Annotated in this window: 25 protein-coding genes and 1 tRNA gene; 7 read left to right on the top strand and 19 right to left on the bottom strand. The window is 45.5% G+C overall.

Features of this window, described 5'->3' with window-relative positions:
- The first annotated feature begins 55 nt into the window (after nucleotides 1–55).
- On the top strand, nucleotides 56–1,189 hold the full coding sequence (locus FME95_RS13315; RefSeq protein WP_147714987.1) for a hypothetical protein: 1,134 nt from the start codon (nucleotides 56–58) through the stop codon (nucleotides 1,187–1,189).
- A gap of 184 nt (nucleotides 1,190–1,373) precedes the next feature.
- Nucleotides 1,374–2,012 (top strand): NAD(P)H-dependent oxidoreductase, encoded by a 639-nt coding sequence (locus FME95_RS13310; protein ID WP_147714986.1) that lies wholly within the window; start codon nucleotides 1,374–1,376, stop codon nucleotides 2,010–2,012.
- 30 nt (nucleotides 2,013–2,042) lie between these two features.
- Here FME95_RS13310 and FME95_RS13305 read toward each other — a convergent pair whose 3' ends face one another.
- The 6 genes from FME95_RS13305 to FME95_RS13280 all read right to left on the bottom strand — a co-directional run bounded on the left by FME95_RS13305 (nucleotide 2,043) and on the right by FME95_RS13280 (nucleotide 7,010).
- On the bottom strand, nucleotides 2,043–2,495 hold the full coding sequence (locus FME95_RS13305) for a helix-turn-helix domain-containing protein (protein WP_147714985.1): 453 nt from the start codon (nucleotides 2,493–2,495) through the stop codon (nucleotides 2,043–2,045).
- A 52-nt stretch (nucleotides 2,496–2,547) separates the two neighbouring features.
- Complete coding sequence (locus tag FME95_RS13300; RefSeq protein WP_147714984.1) at nucleotides 2,548–3,945, bottom strand: M17 family metallopeptidase; 1,398 nt, start codon at nucleotides 3,943–3,945, stop codon at nucleotides 2,548–2,550.
- A 66-nt stretch (nucleotides 3,946–4,011) separates the two neighbouring features.
- Nucleotides 4,012–4,980, bottom strand: coding sequence for an LpxL/LpxP family Kdo(2)-lipid IV(A) lauroyl/palmitoleoyl acyltransferase (gene lpxL, locus FME95_RS13295; protein WP_147714983.1), 969 nt, complete (start codon nucleotides 4,978–4,980; stop codon nucleotides 4,012–4,014).
- 167 nt (nucleotides 4,981–5,147) lie between these two features.
- Complete coding sequence (locus FME95_RS13290) at nucleotides 5,148–5,531, bottom strand: RidA family protein (RefSeq protein WP_147714982.1); 384 nt, start codon at nucleotides 5,529–5,531, stop codon at nucleotides 5,148–5,150.
- Nucleotides 5,532–5,624: 93 nt separating this feature from the next.
- Complete coding sequence (locus FME95_RS13285; protein ID WP_147714981.1) at nucleotides 5,625–6,509, bottom strand: adenylate kinase family protein; 885 nt, start codon at nucleotides 6,507–6,509, stop codon at nucleotides 5,625–5,627.
- Between the two features lie 225 nt (nucleotides 6,510–6,734).
- The gene (locus tag FME95_RS13280) at nucleotides 6,735–7,010 is read right to left on the bottom strand and encodes an HU family DNA-binding protein (RefSeq protein WP_147714980.1); all 276 of its coding nucleotides are present in this window, start codon (nucleotides 7,008–7,010) and stop codon (nucleotides 6,735–6,737) included.
- A gap of 230 nt (nucleotides 7,011–7,240) precedes the next feature.
- Here FME95_RS13280 and FME95_RS13275 point away from each other — a divergent pair, with 230 nt between their 5' ends.
- The 4 genes from FME95_RS13275 to phoR all read left to right on the top strand — a co-directional run bounded on the left by FME95_RS13275 (nucleotide 7,241) and on the right by phoR (nucleotide 10,893).
- Entirely contained in the window at nucleotides 7,241–7,810 is a 570-nt protein-coding gene (locus tag FME95_RS13275; RefSeq protein WP_246109384.1) for a chorismate--pyruvate lyase family protein, read from the top strand.
- A 109-nt stretch (nucleotides 7,811–7,919) separates the two neighbouring features.
- Nucleotides 7,920–8,783, top strand: a complete 864-nt coding sequence (ubiA, locus tag FME95_RS13270; protein WP_147714978.1) for a 4-hydroxybenzoate octaprenyltransferase — start codon at nucleotides 7,920–7,922, stop codon at nucleotides 8,781–8,783.
- Between the two features lie 86 nt (nucleotides 8,784–8,869).
- Nucleotides 8,870–9,577 carry a phosphate regulon transcriptional regulator PhoB gene (gene phoB / locus FME95_RS13265; RefSeq protein WP_147714977.1) on the top strand — a complete coding sequence of 236 codons (708 nt, stop codon included), beginning with the start codon at nucleotides 8,870–8,872 and terminating at the stop codon, nucleotides 9,575–9,577.
- Nucleotides 9,574–10,893 carry a phosphate regulon sensor histidine kinase PhoR gene (phoR, locus tag FME95_RS13260; RefSeq protein ID WP_147714976.1) on the top strand — a complete coding sequence of 440 codons (1,320 nt, stop codon included), beginning with the start codon at nucleotides 9,574–9,576 and terminating at the stop codon, nucleotides 10,891–10,893. Before phoB ends, phoR begins: the two co-directional genes overlap by 4 nt.
- A 139-nt stretch (nucleotides 10,894–11,032) precedes the next feature.
- Here phoR and FME95_RS13255 read toward each other — a convergent pair whose 3' ends face one another.
- From FME95_RS13255 to FME95_RS13215, 9 genes are all read right to left on the bottom strand, one after another.
- Entirely contained in the window at nucleotides 11,033–11,983 is a 951-nt protein-coding gene (locus FME95_RS13255) for a response regulator (protein WP_147714975.1), read from the bottom strand.
- Between the two features lie 141 nt (nucleotides 11,984–12,124).
- Nucleotides 12,125–13,015, bottom strand: a complete 891-nt coding sequence (locus FME95_RS13250; RefSeq protein ID WP_281289430.1) for a S1/P1 nuclease — start codon at nucleotides 13,013–13,015, stop codon at nucleotides 12,125–12,127.
- Entirely contained in the window at nucleotides 12,940–13,269 is a 330-nt protein-coding gene (locus FME95_RS13245) for a DUF3392 family protein (RefSeq protein WP_147714973.1), read from the bottom strand. The genes FME95_RS13250 and FME95_RS13245 overlap by 76 nt, the downstream gene beginning before the upstream one ends.
- Nucleotides 13,270–13,462: 193 nt before the next feature.
- Nucleotides 13,463–13,538: transfer RNA gene (locus tag FME95_RS13240), tRNA-Thr, on the bottom strand.
- 154 nt (nucleotides 13,539–13,692) lie between these two features.
- Nucleotides 13,693–14,406: a phosphate signaling complex protein PhoU gene (gene phoU / locus FME95_RS13235; RefSeq protein ID WP_147714972.1), complete on the bottom strand. Its 714-nt coding sequence runs from the start codon at nucleotides 14,404–14,406 to the stop codon at nucleotides 13,693–13,695.
- A 10-nt stretch (nucleotides 14,407–14,416) separates the two neighbouring features.
- Nucleotides 14,417–15,163, bottom strand: coding sequence for a phosphate ABC transporter ATP-binding protein PstB (gene pstB / locus FME95_RS13230; RefSeq protein ID WP_222709996.1), 747 nt, complete (start codon nucleotides 15,161–15,163; stop codon nucleotides 14,417–14,419).
- A gap of 121 nt (nucleotides 15,164–15,284) precedes the next feature.
- Nucleotides 15,285–16,598 carry a phosphate ABC transporter permease PstA gene (gene pstA / locus FME95_RS13225; RefSeq protein ID WP_147714971.1) on the bottom strand — a complete coding sequence of 438 codons (1,314 nt, stop codon included), beginning with the start codon at nucleotides 16,596–16,598 and terminating at the stop codon, nucleotides 15,285–15,287.
- Nucleotides 16,591–17,979 (bottom strand): phosphate ABC transporter permease subunit PstC, encoded by a 1,389-nt coding sequence (pstC, locus tag FME95_RS13220; protein WP_147714970.1) that lies wholly within the window; start codon nucleotides 17,977–17,979, stop codon nucleotides 16,591–16,593. The genes pstA and pstC overlap by 8 nt, the downstream gene beginning before the upstream one ends.
- Nucleotides 17,980–18,144: 165 nt before the next feature.
- Nucleotides 18,145–19,149, bottom strand: a complete 1,005-nt coding sequence (locus FME95_RS13215; RefSeq protein WP_187265534.1) for a substrate-binding domain-containing protein — start codon at nucleotides 19,147–19,149, stop codon at nucleotides 18,145–18,147.
- Between the two features lie 200 nt (nucleotides 19,150–19,349).
- Between FME95_RS13215 and FME95_RS13210 the strand changes: the two genes are divergently transcribed.
- Nucleotides 19,350–19,748, top strand: coding sequence for an acyl-CoA thioesterase (locus FME95_RS13210; RefSeq protein WP_147714969.1), 399 nt, complete (start codon nucleotides 19,350–19,352; stop codon nucleotides 19,746–19,748).
- A gap of 98 nt (nucleotides 19,749–19,846) precedes the next feature.
- On the opposite strand, the gene rplQ is transcribed toward FME95_RS13210, so the two are convergent.
- Genes rplQ through rpsK form a run of 4 tightly spaced genes read right to left on the bottom strand, consistent with a single transcriptional unit; the run spans nucleotide 19,847 to nucleotide 22,311 of the window.
- Nucleotides 19,847–20,227 carry a 50S ribosomal protein L17 gene (gene rplQ / locus FME95_RS13205; RefSeq protein ID WP_147714968.1) on the bottom strand — a complete coding sequence of 127 codons (381 nt, stop codon included), beginning with the start codon at nucleotides 20,225–20,227 and terminating at the stop codon, nucleotides 19,847–19,849.
- A gap of 30 nt (nucleotides 20,228–20,257) precedes the next feature.
- Complete coding sequence (locus FME95_RS13200) at nucleotides 20,258–21,259, bottom strand: DNA-directed RNA polymerase subunit alpha (protein WP_147714967.1); 1,002 nt, start codon at nucleotides 21,257–21,259, stop codon at nucleotides 20,258–20,260.
- Between the two features lie 23 nt (nucleotides 21,260–21,282).
- Entirely contained in the window at nucleotides 21,283–21,903 is a 621-nt protein-coding gene (rpsD, locus tag FME95_RS13195; protein WP_147714966.1) for a 30S ribosomal protein S4, read from the bottom strand.
- A gap of 18 nt (nucleotides 21,904–21,921) precedes the next feature.
- Entirely contained in the window at nucleotides 21,922–22,311 is a 390-nt protein-coding gene (gene rpsK, locus FME95_RS13190) for a 30S ribosomal protein S11 (RefSeq protein ID WP_008044331.1), read from the bottom strand.
- Nucleotides 22,312–22,338 lie beyond the last annotated feature (27 nt).

The following is a 22,338-nucleotide window of genomic DNA, read 5'->3' as shown; positions in this document are numbered from 1 at the left end:
ATTGAATCCTTAGAATATCGTTAGTAGATATTTAGCTGACGGTTAAAGACATTATATGTTCGACTCTATAAATGACTTTAAAGATTTCCTTAAAGATAGGTTCGCAAGCCCTTTTTGGCTTTCGTTTATACTTTCTTGGTTAATTCTTAATTGGCCGATTACTGTTACCGCGCTTTTCCAATCCCATGATTTCAACCAGCAATTCATCTCTAACTACCTAAACAATACCAGCATCTGGATGCACTTCTTATTTCCGCTTGGTATGGGCTTCTTCTATTCAGCTTTCTCTTCAACTTTACGCGAGTCAATGGAAGTACTTGCCAAATACATAAGAGGGAAAGTAATTAAATTGCTAAACGCTAGAAACCTGTACGAATCAATTAGTCTTAAGCAGCATGAAGAACAAATAAGGCGCTTTCAGATTCAATTTTCTAAGCTGCAAAGAGATAATCAAAAACATGAAGAACTGCTAGATGAAAATAATTCATTAACTCAAGAGGTTAAAGACCTACGTAGCTCTCAAATAAAAATTAGCGATATCATCACTGAAAAAGTACTAAATCAATCTGGCTTAGATGATGTACAAAAGAACCTATTAGTCGAACAGCTAAAGAAAGCTGAATTGCTCATTGCTTATGAGACCGACGAAAAAGAAAGCAACACAATAGATAGTATGGCGACCTCAACTAAAAATCACGTATCAAGCGAGACTTGGTCTGTTGACGGCTGGGCAACTGATAACGAAATGGCTTTAGAAGCCAATTCCAAGTTCAGCATTCTAAAAACACTCCTGTTATTTGAAAGCCCTAATGCATATGGCGGTGCCAAAAGGGCCGATGTAATAAAGATGGACACTGCCACCTTAGAAGAAACCATCCAATTATGCATTTCCGCAAAGTACTTAACCAAACTCGGTAATAGTAGATATTCATTAACTGAGACGGGGAAGTCTGAAATTCAAAAACTAAAGCAAGCTCCTGAGCTTAGCGCATTCAATAAATTTCTGACTGACTTACAAGATACCTCAAAAAAAGAAATCATTAATGCACTTAAAGCTCATCAACTTAAATTAAAGGAACTAGTAGATAAAACGACCTTCAACCCTTCGTTTAGTACTCTTTTAAAAGAGCTATGTGATAACGGCACAATCGAGTTACGTGGTAATATCTACACCCTTGCGACTACGTAATTAATAGCATTAATAAAAAAATAGCCCCTGCGCATTCTTAGTCGAAAGTCACGATTATCACCCACCCTATTGAAGTAACCGCTTTGCAACACCATATAGCGCTGTCTAAATGCATGAGTCTCTTAGCAACGAAGCGATTATGGCTAAATGCATTCGATGTTTTGACGGTACCTAAGGAGCTGTTATGTCGACATTAATTGATAAACTCAACTGGCGTTATGCCACCAAAAAAATGGATCCAAGCAAGGCTGTACCAGAAGACAAGCTACAGCGCATTTTGGAAGCGATCCGTCTAACTGCAACATCAAGCGGTTTGCAACCTTACGAAGTGATTGTGGTCAGCAACCCTGAATTGCGTCAGCAAATTCAGCCAAACGCTTGGGATCAAGCTCAAATTACCGAAGGCTCTCATCTGCTCGTGTTCGCGGCTTGGGATAACTACACCGAAGATCGCATTAACGAGATGTTCGACCTAGTCAACGACGAACGCGGCTTTAAGAACGAAGGTTGGGAAAATTATCGCCAAATGCTGCTCAGCAACTACCCACAACGCAGTGCTGAAGAAAACTATCAACACGCGGCACGCCAAGCCTATATTGGTCTGGGCACTGCACTGATCGCTGCGGCAGAAGAACAGGTCGACTGCACGCCGATGGAAGGCTTTGTACCCGAGAAAGTCGATGAGATTTTAGGCTTAAAAGAACGCGGCTTGCGTTCGGTGATCTTATTGCCTTTGGGCTACCGCGCTGAGGAAGGTGACTGGTTAAAAGATCTGAAAAAAGTTCGCCGTGCGACAGAAGACTTTATTACCGAAATGAAGTAACAACTCGATATCTGCCTACAGCAGGCAGGCTTATTCAATCGCTGCCTGCTGCACTCGCTTAACAACAAAATCATAAGCACTGACCAGATCACACTCGGTAATATCGCAGCATTGCGCATTAATATGCTGGTAAGTCAGCACGGCGACAAGGTCGCGCTGAGACTGAGAAATCCCACCCTGTTGATTACTGTATAACTGACTTAGCTGTTCAATTAATTGCAGCAAAGCAACCGCATCGGTTAATTTTGGCTGTGCTGGGCTGCCTTGGCCAAAGGCCAGCCAATCGACATTTACCGCTGTCTTTTGTGCGATTTTAGCCGCGCGCGATAAGGTCGGTTCGGAGCCATTGAGGTATTTACGGATGAGGCTTTCGTTTAAGCCAACCTTTCTGGCAAAGGCTGAGACACTGGCATTGCCGATTAACACCTTTAAGCGATCGGCAAAGCAGCGAAGCGGTTGCTCGCTGTACTGCACTCTAGTCATAAAGCTATGACCTCCGTTTCGTCAGCTCACTGCCTCGCTAAGAGAGTCTTTGCTAGGCTAATGAACGAATTAACTGCTGCGTTAAACGTACACCAAAACCTGTAACATCGGTAGGAATATGCGCAAGCCCGCCCTTATGTTTTGCCGCCGACAGGTCAATATGAAGCCAATTAACACCCGGCTCAACAAAACGACTGAGAAAACGTGCCGCATCGATATGGTCTGAAGATTTTCCGGGGTTGCATTGCTGAATATCTGCAACGCTACTTTTGATGTGCTCGTCATAATCGACATCTAACGGAAACGGCCAAACCCGCTCACCACTGATTTTTCCGGCCTCAATAATAGGCAACAGCCAATCGTCTTGATTGGTAAAGACGCCAGAATAGCGTGTCGATAAAGCCGCGACGCAAGCACCGGTTAGGGTGGCGTAATCAATCACCAAGCTCGGCGCTTGACGTGAGGCCAGCGTTAGCGTGTCGGCAAGAATCATACGACCTTCGGCGTCGGTATCGACCACCTCAATCGTTGTACCATTCAGTGCTTTCACCCACTCGTTGGCGTGATAAGCATTCGGCCCAATATGGTTGTCTGTAATCGCCAACCAACCGGTTATATTAATCGGCTGCTTCAGCATGGAAGCGGTTAACAAACTCGCAAGCACCGCAGCACTGCCGCCCATATCGCCATTCATACCAAACATTGAGCCGGCTGTTTTTAAGTTATAACCGCCGGTGTCGATCGTCACGCCCTTACCCACCAGCGCAATGTGCTCTTCGGATTCCGGATTACCGCGATACTCAAGCTTCACGATTGCGGCATCTTTATGGTTTGAACCTCGGGCAACACTGATAAAAGCGCCTGCACCAATCAACGCTAGCTCATCGTAATCATAAACCTTGCATTGCCAGCCTTCTGTTTCGGCAAGCTCAAGCGCTAAGCTTTGATACTGTTTTGGATTCAACTCATTTGCCGGTAGCACAGTTAAAAATCGAGCTAAGGCATTGCCTTTGGCCTCGGCCAAGCGTTGTTCTAGCTGAGCGTCACTGATCGGGCCCAGTAGCGTAATTTTTAAATCTCGATTATTGCTTTCTTGGCTGCTAAAGGTCGGCAACTTAAAGTGCGCTGCCAACAAGGCCGAAAGCAACGCATCCAGTAGCGTTTCGTTATCTGCCAGCAGCACCACATGCTGATCATGAGCACGCACGGCACCGCTGCACAATGAACGCGCTAAGGTCAGATATTCAAATGTTTTTAATCTGCTCGATGCACGGCGGTAGCTCCATAGCGCACCATTTGGCAACAGGGTTTGTAAACTACGCTCGCCCTTGAGATTCTGATTAATGAAGGGTTCTACGGATTGCTCACGCCATTCTATAACGCTGTCATATTGCTCTGGCAATTGGCTAACAACGCTAACCTCAAACTGGGGGTAATCAAACTGTCTCATCTTTTATCCTGTTACTGATGACTGATACGCAGCCAAATACATAGCGCCGAACATTTGCTTGATCGATTAATCGTAGAGTGACGCCTCACCCTCAGGCCGAGTTTTAAAGCGCTTATGAAACCATAAGTATTGCTCTGGGTGTTCTGATATACGCGTTTCTAACCACTGATTAATACAGATAGCATCGGCTCGCTCATCACCGCTCGGAATATTTAACGGCGCTTCAAAGCGAATAACAATTTTTCGGCCACCCTCGGTACGATAGGCGCTCATGGGGACTACAGCAGCATCACCTGCTTCGGCCAAGACGCTAGTCTTGGTTATGGTTGCCGCCTGAACACCAAAAAAAGGCACAAAAATAGAAGGTCGACGGCCATAATCTTGGTCTGGCGCGTACCATAACAAACCGCCCTGCTTTAGATTTTTAATCATGCCGCGAATGTCTTTACGCGCTACCAAGCTGGCGGCATAACGTTCACGTGCACGCGTCATAAAATAATTAAACAGCGGGTTGTTATCTTTGCGATACACCGCTTGCACCGAGATATCACTCTGGCCAAGTAAGGCTGCGGCTATATCTAAGGGTGCAAAATGGCCACTCACCAAAATAGCACCGCGGCCTTGGCTACGCAGCGCATCAATGTATTCTCGGCCTTGTATCTCCAGATGCATAGAACGCACCGGCCGACACCAAGCATGGGCAGTTTCGATAAAGGTCATTGCGTAGGAATGATAGGTCGCCTTTAACAGCTGCGCTCGCTGCTGTGCGGTTTTTTCTGGAAAGCACAGTTCGAGGTTTCTTTGCACCACTCGCAAGCGGCGCTTATCTATCTTTTTAAGTATGGCAGCAAGGCCAACACTCAAGCCAGAACGCAAACCTATGGGTAGCCACGCAATGCTATAGAGACCTGCGATGCTGATCCAAGTCTTCCAATAACGGGGGGCTAAAAAATCGCGAAATCGATACACATCCGTGACGTGAGAATCTTTTTGAGTATCGCCAGATGATCGATGTTTTTTATTGGCTCGAGCCATCGAATGAATAACCTACGTTGAATAATAAAGCTGTTTGAAAGCAACGCTGATGCGCGTCTTTTTCAGTCCAATCGTTTTGCCAATAGGCTACCGACAAAACGATAAAAGCTGCCCCAAACGATAACATTCGCTCACGGCAGCGGCGTCGATCTACTTAACGCAGGCGATTAGGCCAATGACATAACGCCATCCATTTCCACCAGCGAGCCTTTTGGCAATTGAGCAACACCAATAGCGGCACGCGCAGGATAAGGCTGTTCAAAGTATTCAGCCATAACTTCATTGACCACAGTGAAATGCGATAAGTCGGTTAAAAAGATATTCAGCTTAACGATGTCTTGCAAAGAGCCTCCGGCCGCTTCACAAACAGCCGTTAGGTTTTTAAACACCTGGTTAACCTGATCGCGAAAATTTTCACCAATAAGTTCCATAGTGCTCGGTAGCAATGGAATTTGGCCAGACAAATAAACGGTGTCACCGACCTTTACAGCCTGTGAATAGGTTCCAATTGCCGCTGGGGCGTTATCGGTAGAAATAATGTTTTTATTCATAGCAAAACTCCGTAAAACCGTTACTGAACTCTGTCGAGAGATCAAAATTTATAACAATAAATTAAATAAATTGAGCGCCTGAAGAGTGCTCGGTTAATTTGAAAGTAAATCCTTCAACACCACGCGTGGTACACCTAAAGCCCGCATAACACTGGTCACTACCGCTTTAATTGATGCTTCTAAATTAAACACCGGGCCTTCGGCTGTTTGATCATAAACTGGCTGATGGGCATCGATCAGTGAGACTCGATCTGAGCCAAGTCGAGTTTTCATATAGTCGACGCTGGGCTGAACATTTTCAATATAGAATTGAAAACGCTTATGCAACGATTCTTCATCGTCATCGGCGCGGCCACGAGCTTGCGCTCGGCTCATCATCTCTTGTCGGCTGATGCTCAAATGCATCACGGCTAATACTGGAATATCCATCGACTCTAAAAAGCCCAACAGGTGTTCCGCTGCTCGCACCGTTCGCGGGTAACCATCTAAAATAAAGGTTTCTTCGCGCGTGGCACGGGCTTGCTCAATGTGTGCCGCAACGAAATTTTCGGTCCAACGGTTCGGCACCAGTAAGCCATTCATGGTACAGAACTCAAGCCATTCAAGTTGCGAGGTGTGCTCAGCCATGCCTGTTTTTTGGAAATACTTTTCTAGGTTTTCGGTGTACGAACGTACTTTATTAGTTAGTGCTTCGGTGGTGTCGATGCAATCAAAGATATTAGTTTCAGCGCTTAGATCGTATTTCGACGCCAACAGCGCAGCAAATTCTGGATCATCCTTTGCGCCACGAAAGGTGCTACGTAAAATTTCACCCATCGACAGATGAGCTTCTGGGCGGATGGATAATGTTCGACAAAGTGCATTAGCAACCTCGCCCTTACCACAACTAGATGGCCCCGTGAGGATAATGACCCCAGGATCTCTTACGCGCACCTTTTCAACATGCACTAAAGATTTTATCTGTTGCTGAACATCCATGAAGTCCTCTCTTAGCTACGATTATGATAAATGACAATAGTAAAAACTGGCGGCAATAATAACGGCTCGACAGCAAAAACATAAGCAGCAGAACGAATCTATGCCGATCAAATACAGAGTTGATCAATAATCGATCAGAACGCCTACTGTTAGCTCGCGCATAAAAAAGCCCGCAACAAATGTAACGGGCTTTTTCAATACGATCATTCAATGTAAAACGCTCAATTACGAATTACAGGCTTCTTTTAGCGCTTTACCAGGCTTAAAGGCAACCGTATTACTGGCTGGAATTTCAATTGCTGCGCCTGTTTGAGGGTTTTTACCCATACGCTTAGCGCGTGAACGTGTTTCAAATGTCCCAAAACCAATCAGAGAAACGGATTCACCTTTCGATACTGTAAGGGTTATTTGATCTAGAAGTTCGTTTAATACTTCGTTAGCTTTGTCTTTAGTTAGATCTGCTCGCTCTGCTAGAGCCGCCGCTAAATCAGGTTTTCGCATGATATACTCCCTTTAAAATTTCGCTTTATAATGTCGTTTTTCTTATAGCTCGATATCTGTAACGCGGTTATTAGCACCGATAAAAACTCAAGTTCAGCTAGGTTACCCAGTCCTAGAGGCTTTTGCCAAGCCTATTTTCCCTCAATCGGTATTATTAAAGACTAGAGAACATTTACAGTCGATCAACCACTACTTAATAATAGTGTCGATTTTTTACGAGGCCATTCTTGATGCCGCTCAGCAAAGACCCTAACAACTGGCTTGATCACTACCAAGACTCCCTGTGGGGCTCGTGTACAGCCATTAAAAAAGACTCATCACTTAGTGCCATGACACTGCAATGGCTTTGTAATACCGAGTCGCTGACGCTGCGATTAAAAGACCGCTGCCAACAATTTTCAGTCAACATCATCCATGAGCGCCTGGCTGAAATTGATCCGCATGAACAACTCAGCCTTGATGTTGCACAGATCTATCCCAATTACTGGGTGCGTGAAGTTTATTTATTGGGTGACGGCCAACCTTGGGTATTTGCACGTAGCGTTATGCCGCTGATCGACAACAGTCCGTTAAGCGAACTGCAAAAACTGAACAATCGCCCCTTGGGTGAACTGCTGTTTGCAAACCCTAGATTAAAAATAGCAGACAGAAGCGCAGCAAAATTGCCGGTCAGTGCTTTAATTAACCCTACAGGTTCAACATCAGCGGATGAGCTTTGGGGGCGACGAACCAAATACTGCCTAGACGACTACCCTGTGGTGGTGACAGAAGTATTTTTACACGACGCGCCCGCCTATTAACTTGTCAACCAGTGAATGATTAGTCAACGAATGGGCGACCAATGATTCACAATAAGCCGCTGCGATACGACCAGACATACATTCTCGATACGGAGTCAGTACCGATTCTATGAATAAAGAATCCTTAAAACACTACATCCATCTCACTCGTTTGAATCGCCCAATTGGCATTTATCTATTGCTCTGGCCGACATTAAGTGCGCTATGGATCGCAGCCGAAGGCTTCCCTGACCCTAAAGTCTTTATCATCTTTATTTTGGGTGTCATCTTTATGCGTTCAGCGGGCTGCATTATTAACGACTACGCTGACCGAAAAATCGACGGCCATGTTAAGCGCACTAAAAACAGACCGATTCCGTTAGGCTTGGTAACCGAAAGAGAAGCATTGTTCTTATTTTTTGGCCTTATTTTAATGTCGTTTTTATTGGTGCTACTAACCAACTGGCGAACGGTACAGCTGTCGCTGGTCGCCGTGTTATTAGCCGCCTGCTATCCATTCATGAAACGCTACACCTATTTGCCGCAAGTTGTTCTCGGCGCGGCTTTCGCTTGGGCGATTCCCATGTCGTATAGCGCTCTTGATGTGCCACTGTCTAACAGCACCTGGTTATTGTTTTTAGCCACCGTACTCTGGACCGTTGCCTACGACACCCTTTACGCGATGGTTGATCGTGACGACGATTTGCAGCTAGGCGTACGTTCAACGGCCATTTTATTTGGTCAATACGATCGACTAATCGTCGGTCTCATCCAGCTATTAGCACTAACCAGCTGGGCGCTATTAGGCCTACAAGCCGAACTCGGGCTATTTTGGTGGATCGGCGTCTCGCTGACAGCCTTACTGTTTGGCTACCAGCAATGGTTGATTCGGCACCGTGATCGTGACGCCTGCTTTAAAGCATTTTTAAATAACCACTGGATCGGTTTATTGCTGTTTACAACTCTCATTCTCCACTACGCTACTACTTTCTGACAGTTGTATGACAGTTGTAGTATTTTTGTCATATATGTCGCGTTAAATAGTGCGATTATTTTCGCTATTTTGTGGAGGACACAGAGATGTCAACGCGGAGCATTTTAATTGTCGATGACGAAGCGGCAATCCGAGAAGTGATTGCAGCGGCTTTAGAGATGGCTGGCTATCACACTATTGAAGCGGCTAACGGGCAAGATGCCCACGGTCTTGTTGTTGACCAAAAACCGGATCTTATTCTGCTAGATTGGATGATGCCGCATGTCAGTGGTGTTGAACTGGCGCGTCGCTTAAAACGGGACCCTCTAACCGCTGAGATTCCAATCATCATGCTCACCGCCAAAGGTGAAGAGGATCATAAAATTGCAGGCTTAGAGGCCGGTGCTGATGATTACATTACCAAGCCTTTCTCACCGAGAGAGTTAGTAGCACGCCTAAAGGCCGTCTTACGGCGCTCTACGCCCGCGGGGATTGATGCCCCGATCGATGTTAACGGTTTACGTTTGGACCCTAACTCACACCGAGTCACCGCTCATAGTGCTGAACTTTCCATGGGCCCAACCGAGTTTAGACTGTTACAATTCTTTATGAGCCACCCTGAGCGCGCCTATACGCGCAGCCAATTGCTAGACCAGGTTTGGGGTGGAAATGTTTATGTCGACGAGCGCACGGTGGATGTTCATATACGAAGACTCCGTAAAGCACTGGGCGACGAATTTAAACCTTTAATTCAAACGGTGCGCGGAACAGGATATCGATTCTCGACCAAGCTAACCGAAATGGATAGTCAATGATTCGCGATATACGGCCAAACTATTACCAAAAACTGATCGTTTCTTTTATCTTAATTTTAACGGTCGGTTACTTGTTTGGCGCGCCCTGGTTATGGGCAACCATGGCTGTAACGGGCTACCTCTTCTGGATTCTCTACCAACAGCACCGCTTGGTCTCTTGGCTGGTTTCTGGTTCTCGTAAAACCCCGCCGGACTCGAGTGGTCTTTGGGGTCTTATTTTTGATCACCTCTATCGCGTACAGCGAGATCACCGTGATCAAATTCGTGAATATCGAGGTGTACTAAAGCGTATTCGCAGTTCCACTGAAGCGCTTAGCGACGGCATTATCATTCTCGACGCCAATGGCGGCATCCAATGGTGGAACAGCGCGGCAAGAGACTTACTGAACTTACGGAAAAACGATCATGGCCAATTGCTGACCAACCTGATTCGTGATCCTAGCTTTATCAAATATTACAATCGGCACGCCACTCTCGACCCGATCACCTTAGAAAACCCGGCTCAGCAACAGGGTTTTATTCAGATCTCATTGACGGTCTACGGTGAAGGTGAGCGTTTACTGTTCTTGCGCGACGTAACACGACTGACTCAACTAGAACAGATGCGTCAGGACTTTGTTGCCAATGCCTCGCACGAGTTAAAAACACCTATTACCGTGCTCAAAGGCCATTTAGAAAACATCCTTAGTTTTTCTGAAAATTTAGCGCCGCCAATCGAAAAGGCGTTAAATACCATGAACAACCAAACCTTGCGTATGGCTAATCTGGTCAATGACCTGTTGCTGCTCACTCGGCTGGACAGCGAACATAATCAAACTGATCACGCCATCAATTTACCCAGCTTTATTGAGCAGGCCGCCGCCGATGCTAGCGAGCTTTCAGCCAGTCAAAACCATAACATTGTTATCGACTGCCAAAGCGATTACTGGTTGCGCGGCAGTCGTAGTGAAGTCCGCTCCGCACTGAATAACCTAGTATTTAACGCCGTTAACTATAGCCCTGCAGGAACGACAGTCACCATCAGCTGGCACAAAACCAAACGCGGTGCCGTGTTAAGCGTCACGGATGAAGGTGAAGGCATTGAACAGCATCATATCCCACGCTTAACCGAACGCTTTTATCGCGTCGATCCTGGCCGCTCGAGCGAACAGGGTGGCACCGGCTTAGGGCTGGCGATTACTAAGCACGCCTTGGCACGCCACGAAGCTCGCCTAGATATTCGCAGTGAAAAAGGCAAAGGATCGACCTTTAGCTGCATGTTCCCTGAATCTCGCTTACTAAGCCCAGAACAGGTAGAAACGGAATATTCCAACTAGCAGTTCTAGCCTAGAGCCTAGCAAACTACCCAAATTAAGCAGTACGGCGGTTTACAGTCGAACAAGAAATAAAAAGAAAAGACAGCCAAAGGGCAGAGAGAAAAAGCCACCAGAAATGATGGCTCGCAGAGCAATGCGCCTATCGGCGCACCTCTGCAACAAAGTAAGTAAGCGCTTCCATCTTATCATTATCGTCATCAACAACATGGATCATCACGTCAGCCTGATGGCAATCAAGCGCCTTCGATGTGAGTCCAACTGATGTTACAAAGGCATTGATACGCGCAATGTCGCGACCTTTAGGCTGAATATCAATAACCACCTGCTCAAGCACCCTCGGTGGTGCCGAACCAGAAAAATCAATCTGTACTGAGGCACCTGTTAGGTTGATATCTCTAAGTATCGCATTCCAACTATTATCCGGAGTACGAATATCAACGTTACCAAGATTTTTCTTACCGCCTTTGGCTGCTGCGCCCCTCGCTGGTGTTTTATCAACGAGCGAATTACTCATAGAGCCGGCAGCTAATAGACCGGCTGATGATTGAGCTGCACTGGTTTTTGCAGGCTGTTTTGCCGCCGGTGCAGCGCCACCTCCTGTTAATAGAGATGCAGAATCATTACTACCGACTCCTGGCGAAGCTGGCGCAAAAGGGTTTTTCTCTTGCGTGCCCGCAACAATGGCGCGAATCAGCTCTTTATGAGTCACCAGTAAGAGTTTGAAAACCTTTTTCAGTAACTGATCTGGGCTAAATGGCTTGCCAATGTATTCTGAAACACCTGCCTGTACTGCGGTAACAACATGCTCTTTTTCACCACGACTGGTCACCATCATAAAAGGCTTTTTAGTGATGCCATTTTCGACTTCATAGCCGCGATACCATTGCAGCAACTCTAAGCCTGACATCTCTGGCATTTCCCAATCACAAAGGATCAGGTCGTACTGATTTTTGGTTAAAAGGGTTTGGCCCTTTTTGCCATTGGCGGCTTCATCAATCTGGCAGTTTTGAAACTGACTTTTCAGCGCTCTTTTCACCAAGTCGCGTATAAAGGAAGCGTCATCTACGATCAGAAAATTGAGCTTCTGCATGTATCCCTCGAAAATGAATAAAATTAACGACGACTAGGACGCGCAAGCTAAGCTTTTCCAGCTTAGCCAGTTATAAACTAATCGATCATAAGAATTATAAGCTTAGCAAGCGTTTAGCAAATAGGTAGGAAATTATCTGACTTATTCACTATCTTCCTGCGTCATTAACTCTGTCGGCTCAGGATGCATTTTATTGAGTAAAAAAGCCGTTCTATAGGCCGCCTTCATCAATTGCAGTTCCAATATTTTCTGGCCTTCGTTCATTAACTCGGCGGAATAACGGCCTTCGGCAGCCAACGGATAAGCTTGCTCAACGGCTATACGGTTGGTTTCGTAAGCCCAATCTTGAGGCCTGTCGGATTCGACCCAGCTATCTAAATCTTCCATGGCGCGCATTTCGCGATACAGTTCTTGAGCAAAACCGAACCAGTGCGCATCTAACCGTCGATACAGGTCATAGTTCCAAATAAACGACAGGTTAATAGGCTGTAACGATTCACCATCCAAAAAGATCTTTTGGCCACCTTCGTCACGAATAAGCCCGCTATTCATTGGAATGTGCAGCTCTAAGGTGTAATGCATTAAATATTGCAGCGCTTCGCGTTTTTCCCGAACCGAGTACGAACTGATCTGCAAGACTTGCTCTGACTCTAAAATGGCACCAACCGAACAGACCGCATTAGGACAATGCTTAGCAGGGTCGAAACCCTCGTCATCAACATCGAATAGGGTGAACTGCAAAGCTCGAAGGTGTGGCTTAGATGGTCGCGTCATTTCAGCTTCTACCGAAGCCGCATTACGCACCAGACTGCGCTGCCAATTATCACCAAGCAGGCGCTGCATTTCTGCCTGAGCACCGCTGTTCAGGTAAGGAATCATCAGCTGTGCCACCATCTGGTGGCCACTTTGTTCAAACGCAAACAGTGCTGGAGCTAAGCTCAGCCCAAGGGCTGCGATTACTCTTTGCGACTGTGCTTTTCGGCCAGATAGCCAATGAAAGCAAAGCTGACGACGATCAGTACACCAAGCCACATGTGACCGGAGAACAGAAACAGTTCTTCGACTATAGGTAAGCAATAAACAGCGATAGCGCCGTATCCAAACGTACATAAAGCGACAAAGACCAAGGTTCGTATAACAAAATGAGCATTTCCTACTAAAGCCCAAATGGCTTTATTCAAATGCCCGCCGTAGATCGTCAAGATGGTTGCAATAAGAGCTGACGATATAAAGGTTAAATGCGGTCGGAAGAAATCCGAAAACTGTACCAGTAAATCAGTAATCATGAGCTACTACTCTGTATATGTAAGGATAAGTAAATAAATAACTTAGGCTATTGAGCCATAAATCATCAAGCGGTGCGAGAGCAAAAAAGCTGGAATCTGAAGATTTGAGATCTAGTTTTAAAAATAATCCATTTATCACTAGCCCATAATGACGAAAGCCCCGTAACCAAATGGTTACGGGGCTTTCTATGTTTGGTGCCGACACCAAGAGTCGAACTCGGGACCTACTGATTACAAGTCAGTTGCTCTACCAACTGAGCTATGTCGGCTAACGGAGGCGAACTATATAGATCCGTTACAAAAAGGTCAACAACTATATGATAAATAACAGCTTTTTATTTTTAGCTCGGTTTTCTAGGCAGAAAAAAGCCGCGCGGATTGCTCGTTGCGGCCTTAATAATCGAGAATTAGCGGGAACCTTGCTTACTTGTTCAGCGTTTCTTCGATTTTTTCTAGTTTCTTGTGGCGTACGTCCTTGCCCTTAACGAGATAAATAACGTTCATGGCAATGTTGCGGGCATGATCACCAATACGTTCGAAGGCACGAAGTGACCAAAGAACGTTGATCGCGCGAGTGATGGTGCGTGGATCTTCCATCATTTTGGTGACTAGCGTACGTACTGCGGTGTTGTACTCTAAATCGACCTTTTTATCTTGCTGCAACACTTCAAACGCGGCATCGGTATCCAAACGCGCAAAGGCATCAAGCGAGGCCTGTACCATTTCTCGGACTTTTTCACCGATGTGACGCAATTCGACATAGCCTTGAGGGCCGGCACCATCTTTAGATAGCTCGATCGACTGCTGGGCGATTTTTGAAGCTTCGTCACCAATTCGCTCTAAATCATTGACTGTTTTCGAAACAGAAATGATAAAGCGCAAATCGGTTGCCGCCGGATGGCGTTTCGCCAAAATCTGAGTCGTTTCCTTATCGATTTTGACTTCCATCTTGTTGACTTCTTTATCCATCTTGATGGTTTTTTCAGCCAACTCGATATCAACATCAATCAATGATTTCAGTGCGATCTCAATTTGCTGCTCTACAATTCCACCCATTTCCATTAGGTTTTTGCGAGCTTCTTCTAGCTCTGCGTTAAACTGCGCAGAGGTGTGTTGATCTATTGAAAAATTAGGCATTGCTCTCTCCTTAACCGAAACGACCCGTAATGTAGTCTTCTGTTAAACGATGTTCTGGTGCGGTAAAGATTTTATCGGTATCACCGACTTCAACGAGGCGACCCAGATGGAAGTAAGCTGTTCGCTGAGATACGCGAGCAGCCTGTTGCATACTGTGTGTCACAATCGCAATGGTGTAGTTTTCTGCTAGCTCGGTAATCAACTCTTCAATCCGTGCGGTTGCAATCGGATCAAGTGCAGAACAGGGCTCATCCATCAGAATAACTTCTGGTGAAACGGCAATAGTACGGGCAATACAAAGTCGCTGTTGCTGACCGCCCGATAGACCCGTTGCTGGTTGATCTAAACGATCTTTAACTTCATCCCAAATACTGGCTTTACGCAGCGCTGTTTCAACCACTTCATCCAGCTCGGCTTTACGAGTTACCAAGCCATGGATACGAGGTCCGTAGGCAACGTTGTCGTAAATGGATTTAGGGAATGGGTTTGGCTTTTGGAATACCATACCTACTCTAGCTCGAAGATTCACAACATCCATTTTTTTACCATAGATGTTTTCTTCGTCGAGCTTAATTTCGCCTTTGATCTGGCAGATATCAATCGTATCGTTCATGCGATTCAGCGTACGCAAGAAAGTCGATTTACCGCAACCCGAAGGTCCGATCATTGCCAATACTTGGTTTTTGCCGATGTCTAAATCGACGCCAAAAATCGCTTGTTTATCGCCGTAAAATACATCGACTCCGCGCGCACTCATTCGAGCGTTACTGGCTAACGTTGGCTTACCAACGGTCTCTGTCCAGCCTTCGAAGATTTGAGCTATTTCATTACTGTTATTTGTGGCCACAATTAAACCCCTTTAAATATTCTGACTGGTCTTACCAAGTTTTCTCAAATTTCTTACGTAAATACACGGCCAACAGGTTCATGACGGCTAAGAAGCCTAGCAACACCATGATGGCACCTGACGTTTTGGCGACGAAAGCGCGCTCTGGTAAGTCGGACCACAAATACACTTGCACCGGCAATACGGTCGCCGGATCAAGTGCGCCGTTAGGCACATCGGCAATAAAGGCAACCATACCAATCATCAATAATGGCGCTGTTTCACCTAACGCTTGCGCCATGCCGATGATCGTTCCGGTTAACATACCCGGCATCGCCAAAGGTAAAACATGATGCATCACCATCTGCATTTTCGATGCGCCAAGACCTAATGCCGCTTCGCGGATAGAAGGCGGCACCGCTTTAATAGCAGAGCGCGAAGAAATAATAATGGTTGGCAATGTCATCAACGTCAGCACCAAACCACCAACAACCGGAGCTGATCGCGGCAAGTGAAATAGGTTGATAAACACGGCTAAACCCAGCAAACCAAAGACAATAGAAGGCACTGCTGCTAAGTTATTAATGTTCACCTCAATAATTTCAGTGAATCGGTTCTTAGGAGCAAACTCTTCTAGGTAAATCGCTGCTGCAACACCAATCGGGAACGACAGCATCAAGGTCACTAGCAAGGTATAAAAAGAACCAATCATCGCGCCGCGAATACCGGCCTGCTCAGGTTCACGAGAGTCTCCCGCAGTAAAGAAGATGGTATTAAATTTCTTTTTAATGTCGCCACTTTCTTTTAGATCATCGATCATTGCCAGCTGTAAGTCTGTGATACGACGCTCGCTCTCAGCAACCGTGCGATCAACCTGGCCTTTCATCACGGCATCGATTTCATCATCGGCAACAATCCAAAGCTCTTCAGTGGTGCCTAATAACTCTGGATGAGCCAATAAGCGATCGCGTATCTCATACTCAGCGATGCTACTGATCAACGCATTACGCTGACGAACTTGCTGGCGACCGCTGACATCTGGAAAACGTTCAGCCAATGATGTAGTTAGCAAACCACGCCAATCCGCCCAAGCCAACTCTTCTTCGTCAGTCAGATCGGTAACACCAATTACATCGGCATCGTAGTTAATCGTTAGCTTGATTTCAGTCGTAATGAACGAGGATGTACCACCATAAAAAATCGTACCTAACAGCAAAGCCAAGAAAGCCATACCAATACAGATGGATGCAATTCCATAAGCCTGAAAACGTTTTTCTTTGGCATAACGCTTGGTTAGGTTTTTAGCCATGCGCTCATTTTTAGTTTCTGCCAAACGCTCAATAGCATTCATTGATTGATCAGTCATATTGTTCTCTAAACCTCTTAACCACGGCCAATGCGATAACGTTTAGCATCAGCGTTACAAAGAACAGCATTAAACCGAGAGCAAAAGCAGCTAGGGTTTTGGCACTGTCGAACTCTTGGTCGCCAACTAACAAAGTCGCGATCTGAACGGTTACCGTTGTTACTGCATCTAAAGGATTAGCCGTTAGATTTGCAGCCAAACCTGCAGCCATAACCACGATCATGGTTTCACCAATGGCTCTTGAAGCGGCTAGCAATACGCCACTGACGATACCCGGCAAGGCGGCAGGAAAAATAACCTGCTTAACAGTTTCACTTTTTGTTGCACCTAAACCGTACGAGCCATCACGTAACGAGCGAGGCACGGCATTAATAACATCATCCGCAAGACTCGATACAAAAGGGATAATCATAATGCCCATAACAAGGCCTGCCGCTAAGGCGCTTTCTGATGAAACACCGTCGACGCCAAAGCCTTCAAAGAAGCTTTTCAATTGCGGCGCCATAGTCAAGGCTGCAAAAAAACCATAAACAACCGTTGGGATACCGGCTAGGACTTCAAGTAATGGTTTTACGATAGAGCGCACTTTTGAGCTGGCATACTCAACAAGGTAGACCGCTGTCATTAAGCCAATCGGCACTGCAACGAGCAGTGCAATCGCAGCAATCATCAAGGTACCAACAAATAGAGGGATCGCACCAAAGGCACCAGAAGAACCTGCCACCTCGGCATTAATAGCAATTTGTGGGCTCCATTTCAGGCCAAAGACGAACTCATGAAACGGAACTTTATGGAAAAATCGAATAGATTCAAACACCACCGAAAACACAATACCGACAGTGGTTAGAATGGCGATCATAGAACTCGCCAATAGTAGTACTTCAAGCACTTTTTCGAACTGGTTGCGCGCACGCTGTTCAGGCTTAATCAGACGCCAGCCCCATACACCACCTAACACAGTAAGGGCTATCACTAGAATAGTTTTACCCATTCGGCTGCTTGCCATCAAATTATTAAGTGCGTCGACGACAACATAAAATGCAGGGTCAGATGCTTCGGTTAAAATGCCGTTCTGTAAATTGTATATCTCTGCCCAAACCAGCTCCAAATCCGAACCGGTTAATGTGAGGTAACTCTCTGGCAACAAATGAGTGACAGAACTTTGGATGATGACGTCCTGAAACACACTCCATAAGGCCAATAAAAGCACCCCAGGAATAGCAGCCCAAGCTGCGGCCATAAGACCGTAATAGTTTGGCAACGAATGCAGATATCTGATGCCACCGACCGACTGAGCCATCTCTAACGAACGTTTTCGTCCGAAAATAAATGACACTACGACAATAGCGATCAGCAACAAAAACAAAGACGACGTCGTCATGTTGGCTCCTGAACAACCACTCCCTATCACCTTAAAGCGGGTTAACTAATTAAATTAACCAGGGAGTTAACGTTTATTTATGACCAGAATTTCTCTGGCCCTGTAACACAAAAAAAGAGCCAAGCATGTGCTGGGCTCTTCCTCTATATCTTAACAAAGCTTACGTTATTTAATAACTAGAACGTTCTGCTTCTTAAGGTCGTTACGGTATTTCTTAAGCTCTGCAGCACCTAGAGGGATCAAACCTTTCTCTGCTAGGTAGCCGTCTGCTGATTGTGCAGCTGGGCTTAGGAATAACTCTGCGTATTCAACGATACCTGGAACAACGCCAATGTGTTGCTTCTTAATGAAGAAGTGCAATGGGCGAGAAACAGGGTAAGAACCATCAGCAATGTTATCGAAAGAAATATCAACACCGTTGAATGAAGCACCTTGTAATTTATCGCTGTTTTGGTCTAAGAAAGAGTAACCAAAGATACCGTAAGCGGTAGTGTCAGCAACAAGCTTCTGTACGATTAGGTTGTCGTTTTCACCAGCTTCAACGAATGCACCGTCTTCACGCATAGAACTACATACTTCATCGCTTAGACCTTCGAATGCTTCACAACCTTCTTCCATTACAAGCTCAACAAATGCTGCACGAGTACCTGAAGTTGGTGGTGGACCTAAAACACGAATCGCAACAGCTGGAAGTGAAGAGTTAACATCTTTCCAAGTTTTGTTCGGATTAGGGATAAGCTTACCACTTGCATTTGGAACTTCAGCAGCTAGAGCCAAGAACAAATCTTTTTGGCTAACGTCTAACTTAACGCCTGCCTTGCTGTTTGCTAGAGCAATACCGTCATAACCGATTTTAACTTCGATAATGTCGATGTTTTTCTCTGCACATGCTTCGTACTGAGATTTTTTGATGTAGCTAGAAGAGTTAGTGATGTCTGGCGTGTTTTCACCAACACCTTCACAGAACAACTTCAAACCACCACCAGAACCTGTAGATTCAATAGTTGGTGTCGCGTAAGAAGTTGACTTACCAAAACGCTCTGCAACGACAGTCGCGAACGGATAAACTGTAGATGAACCTACAATGCTAATTTGGTCACGTGCAAAGCTTGGCATTGCTGCCATTGTTGCAGTTGTCGCTAGTACAGCAGCAAGAATCGTTTTTTTCACAGGATTTCCTCCAAAAATTTAGGTCTGAGCCTTCAACTCGGAAAGCATCGTAGTCACCACTAATGACAATCATATGAAATAATTATGTCAGTTATGTTACAGGCATCAGTCAACGAATTCATTAAGCTATGGGAAAATTATAATGGCCTGCGTATACTGATTCACAATAATACCAACAACTAAAATTCTAATGGCAAGCTATGAAGAAACTAGACGAATCCAACCCTGAACCACGCGGCGACCTACAGTTACGTGTATTGGCTATGCCATCTGATGCTAACCCTATTGGTGATATTTCAGGTGGTTGGCTTGTCACTCAAATGGACTCTGCCGCTAGCATCGTGGCTAATAGAGCTACCCAAGGCCGTACCGCTACCATGGCTATTGGTGACATGAGCTTCATTCGACCAATAAAAGTCGGCTCTGTTGTCTGTTGCTACACACACATTAATTCGATCGGCAGAAGCTCTATCAGAATCTCAGTAGAAGTATGGAGCAGAATGCCAGAAGACGATGAACGCCAAAAAGTAACAGAAGCGGAATTCGTTTATGTGGCAATTGATGAAAATAGACGGCTTCGATCTATTAAAGAATCATGACACTTTAATGTCACTGGGCTGCTAATTTTTAGCCCGATTTTTTTAAGCCAGAAAACAAAAAACCCAGCAAAGGCTGGGTTTTTTTATACATCCAGAGATTAGTCTTCTACTTCTTCGACTACTGGACGATCAACTAGCTCAACAATAGCCATTGGTGCGCTATCTCCAGCACGGAAACCGCACTTAAGAACACGCATATAGCCACCTGGGCGCGCTTCATAGCGAGGACCCAATTCGTTGAATAATTTACCTACAGACTCTTTTGAACGAGTGCGGTCGAAAGCCAAACGACGATTAGCAACAGAATCTTCTTTTGCTAATGTGATAAGTGGCTCAGCTACACGTCGTAATTCTTTAGCTTTAGGTAACGTCGTTTTAATAACTTCATGCTCGAATAGGCTGTTTGCTAGGTTCTGCAACATAGCCTTACGGTGAGCGCTGGTGCGATTAAAGTGACGTCCACTTTTACGATGACGCATTTCTATATTCCTTACCAGTCAGACTAAAGGTTAAACAAGAACCTTGTCGTCATTCTTTAAACTTGCAGGCGGCCAAGCTTCTAGAACCATTCCTAGAGACAGGCCTTTGGATGCCAATACATCTTTAATTTCAGTGAGAGACTTCTTACCTAAGTTAGGTGTTTTCAACAGCTCAACTTCTGTGCGCTGAATCAGATCACCAATGTAGTAGATGTTCTCTGCTTTTAAGCAGTTCGCACTACGTACGGTAAGCTCAAGATCATCAACAGGACGTAGCAGAATAGGATCGATTTTATCTTCTTCCTTCTCCTGAACGGCTTCTGCCTGATGGTCTAAGTCAACGAACGCAGCAACTTGCTGTTGAAGAATTGTCGCTGAACGACGAATAGCTTCTTCAGGGTCTAGCGTACCGTTGGTTTCTAGCTCTATCACTAATTTATCCAGGTCGGTACGTTGCTCAACACGTGCATTATCAACACTGTAAGCAACACGGCGAACTGGACTAAATGTCGCATCTAACTGCAAGCGACCAATTGGTTTACTCTCGTCTTCTTCGCTGCCTCGGGCTTCTGCTGGAACATAGCCTCGACCCAATGACACTTTCAGTGTCATGTTTACATCTGCGCTAGTGCCCATGTGAGCAATAACGTGAGATGGGTTGGCTATTTCAACACCGTGATCGAGTTGAATATCACCAGCAGTCAGTGTGCCCGCACCTGATTTTTTCAGGGTCAGAGTACACTCATCGCGATCATGAAGCTTAACAGCAACGTCTTTCAGATTAAGCAGGATTTCTTGTACATCTTCCTGCACACCTTCAATTGAGCTGTATTCATGCAAAACACCGTCTATTTCAACTTCGGTGATCGCTGCGCCTGGCATTGAGGACAGCAGAATACGACGTAACGCGTTACCTAGAGTATGACCAAAACCACGCTCAAGCGGTTCTAGTGTTATTTTTGCTCGGTTGGCGTTTACTTCCTGTACATCAATATGACGTGGTGTCAAAAAGTCGTTTGCTGAACGCTGCATAGATGCCCCTATTTGCAGTGAGATTACTTAGAGTACAATTCGACAATCAAGTTTTCGTTGATATCAGCTGAGATGTCAGCACGATCTGGAACAGATACGAACTTGCCTTCTAGCTTTTTAGAATCAACTTCAACCCAAGAAACCGGATTTCTTGAAGAAGCCACATCCAATGCGTTTTTAATACGCAATTGGCTTGCAGATTTTTCACGAATAGAAATCACGTCACCTGTTTTAACCTGATATGACGGAATGTTTACCGATTGACCATTCACAAGGATAGCTTTGTGTGAAACCAATTGACGAGACTCAGCACGAGTCACACCAAAACCCATTCGATAAACAACATTATCTAAACGACTTTCAAGAAGTTGCAAAAGGTTTTCACCTGTTGCGCCCTTGATACGAGCCGCTTCTGAATAGTAGTTACGGAATTGCTTTTCAAGCACACCGTACATACGACGAACTTTCTGCTTCTCGCGAAGCTGTACACCATAGTCGGATAAGCGACCGCGACGAGCACCGTGAACACCTGGTACAGTCTCGAGCTTACATTTCGAATCTAGTGCGCGTACACCACTCTTTAGAAATAAGTCAGTGCCTTCACGACGAGACAGCTTACACTTAGGACCAATATAACGTGCCATTAATCTCTGTCTCCTTTATTAAACGCGACGCTTTTTAGGCGGGCGACAACCGTTATGTGGGATAGGGGTAACATCTGTAATATTGCTAATTCGATATCCCACTGCGTTTAATGCGCGTACCGCAGATTCGCGACCTGGACCTGGACCTTTAACTTCCACGTCTAGATTCTTAAGACCATATTCCTGTGCAGCTGTACCAGCGCGCTCTGCAGCGATCTGTGCTGCGAAAGGGGTGCTCTTTCGCGATCCACGGAAACCGGAGCCACCAGCAGTTGCCCAACTCAGGGTATTGCCTTGGCGGTCCGTGATTGTCACGATGGTGTTATTAAAAGAAGCGTGGATGTGCGCAATGCCATCCGCTACTTGCTTTTTCACCTTCTTACGTGACTTCGTACCTGGCTTTGCCATCTTCGATTTCCTATGTAAATTTAGTTA

It is taken from the genome of Reinekea thalattae (genome assembly GCF_008041945.1).
In the GTDB taxonomy this organism is placed as follows: domain Bacteria; phylum Pseudomonadota; class Gammaproteobacteria; order Pseudomonadales; family Natronospirillaceae; genus Reinekea; species Reinekea thalattae.
Note: the sequence above shows the minus strand (reverse complement) of the source record. Positions and strands in the feature narration are given on the sequence as shown.

Excerpts from the sequence above, each read along its gene's own strand:
- FME95_RS13315 (WP_147714987.1), top strand. The coding sequence starts at position 56 with ATGTTCGACTCTATAAATGACTTTAAAGATTTCCTTAAAGATAGGTTC.
- FME95_RS13310 (WP_147714986.1), top strand. The coding sequence starts at position 1,374 with ATGTCGACATTAATTGATAAACTCAACTGGCGTTATGCCACCAAAAAA.
- FME95_RS13305 (WP_147714985.1), bottom strand. The coding sequence starts at position 2,495 with ATGACTAGAGTGCAGTACAGCGAGCAACCGCTTCGCTGCTTTGCCGAT.
- FME95_RS13300 (WP_147714984.1), bottom strand. The coding sequence starts at position 3,945 with ATGAGACAGTTTGATTACCCCCAGTTTGAGGTTAGCGTTGTTAGCCAA.
- lpxL (WP_147714983.1), bottom strand. The coding sequence starts at position 4,980 with ATGGCTCGAGCCAATAAAAAACATCGATCATCTGGCGATACTCAAAAA.
- FME95_RS13290 (WP_147714982.1), bottom strand. The coding sequence starts at position 5,531 with ATGAATAAAAACATTATTTCTACCGATAACGCCCCAGCGGCAATTGGA.
- FME95_RS13285 (WP_147714981.1), bottom strand. The coding sequence starts at position 6,509 with ATGGATGTTCAGCAACAGATAAAATCTTTAGTGCATGTTGAAAAGGTG.
- FME95_RS13280 (WP_147714980.1), bottom strand. The coding sequence starts at position 7,010 with ATGCGAAAACCTGATTTAGCGGCGGCTCTAGCAGAGCGAGCAGATCTA.
- FME95_RS13275 (WP_246109384.1), top strand. The coding sequence starts at position 7,241 with ATGCCGCTCAGCAAAGACCCTAACAACTGGCTTGATCACTACCAAGAC.
- ubiA (WP_147714978.1), top strand. The coding sequence starts at position 7,920 with ATGAATAAAGAATCCTTAAAACACTACATCCATCTCACTCGTTTGAAT.
- phoB (WP_147714977.1), top strand. The coding sequence starts at position 8,870 with ATGTCAACGCGGAGCATTTTAATTGTCGATGACGAAGCGGCAATCCGA.
- phoR (WP_147714976.1), top strand. The coding sequence starts at position 9,574 with ATGATTCGCGATATACGGCCAAACTATTACCAAAAACTGATCGTTTCT.
- FME95_RS13255 (WP_147714975.1), bottom strand. The coding sequence starts at position 11,983 with ATGCAGAAGCTCAATTTTCTGATCGTAGATGACGCTTCCTTTATACGC.
- FME95_RS13245 (WP_147714973.1), bottom strand. The coding sequence starts at position 13,269 with ATGATTACTGATTTACTGGTACAGTTTTCGGATTTCTTCCGACCGCAT.
- phoU (WP_147714972.1), bottom strand. The coding sequence starts at position 14,406 with ATGCCTAATTTTTCAATAGATCAACACACCTCTGCGCAGTTTAACGCA.
- pstB (WP_222709996.1), bottom strand. The coding sequence starts at position 15,163 with ATGAGTGCGCGCGGAGTCGATGTATTTTACGGCGATAAACAAGCGATT.
- pstA (WP_147714971.1), bottom strand. The coding sequence starts at position 16,598 with ATGACTGATCAATCAATGAATGCTATTGAGCGTTTGGCAGAAACTAAA.
- pstC (WP_147714970.1), bottom strand. The coding sequence starts at position 17,979 with ATGACGACGTCGTCTTTGTTTTTGTTGCTGATCGCTATTGTCGTAGTG.
- FME95_RS13210 (WP_147714969.1), top strand. The coding sequence starts at position 19,350 with ATGAAGAAACTAGACGAATCCAACCCTGAACCACGCGGCGACCTACAG.
- rplQ (WP_147714968.1), bottom strand. The coding sequence starts at position 20,227 with ATGCGTCATCGTAAAAGTGGACGTCACTTTAATCGCACCAGCGCTCAC.
- FME95_RS13200 (WP_147714967.1), bottom strand. The coding sequence starts at position 21,259 with ATGCAGCGTTCAGCAAACGACTTTTTGACACCACGTCATATTGATGTA.
- rpsD (WP_147714966.1), bottom strand. The coding sequence starts at position 21,903 with ATGGCACGTTATATTGGTCCTAAGTGTAAGCTGTCTCGTCGTGAAGGC.
- rpsK (WP_008044331.1), bottom strand. The coding sequence starts at position 22,311 with ATGGCAAAGCCAGGTACGAAGTCACGTAAGAAGGTGAAAAAGCAAGTA.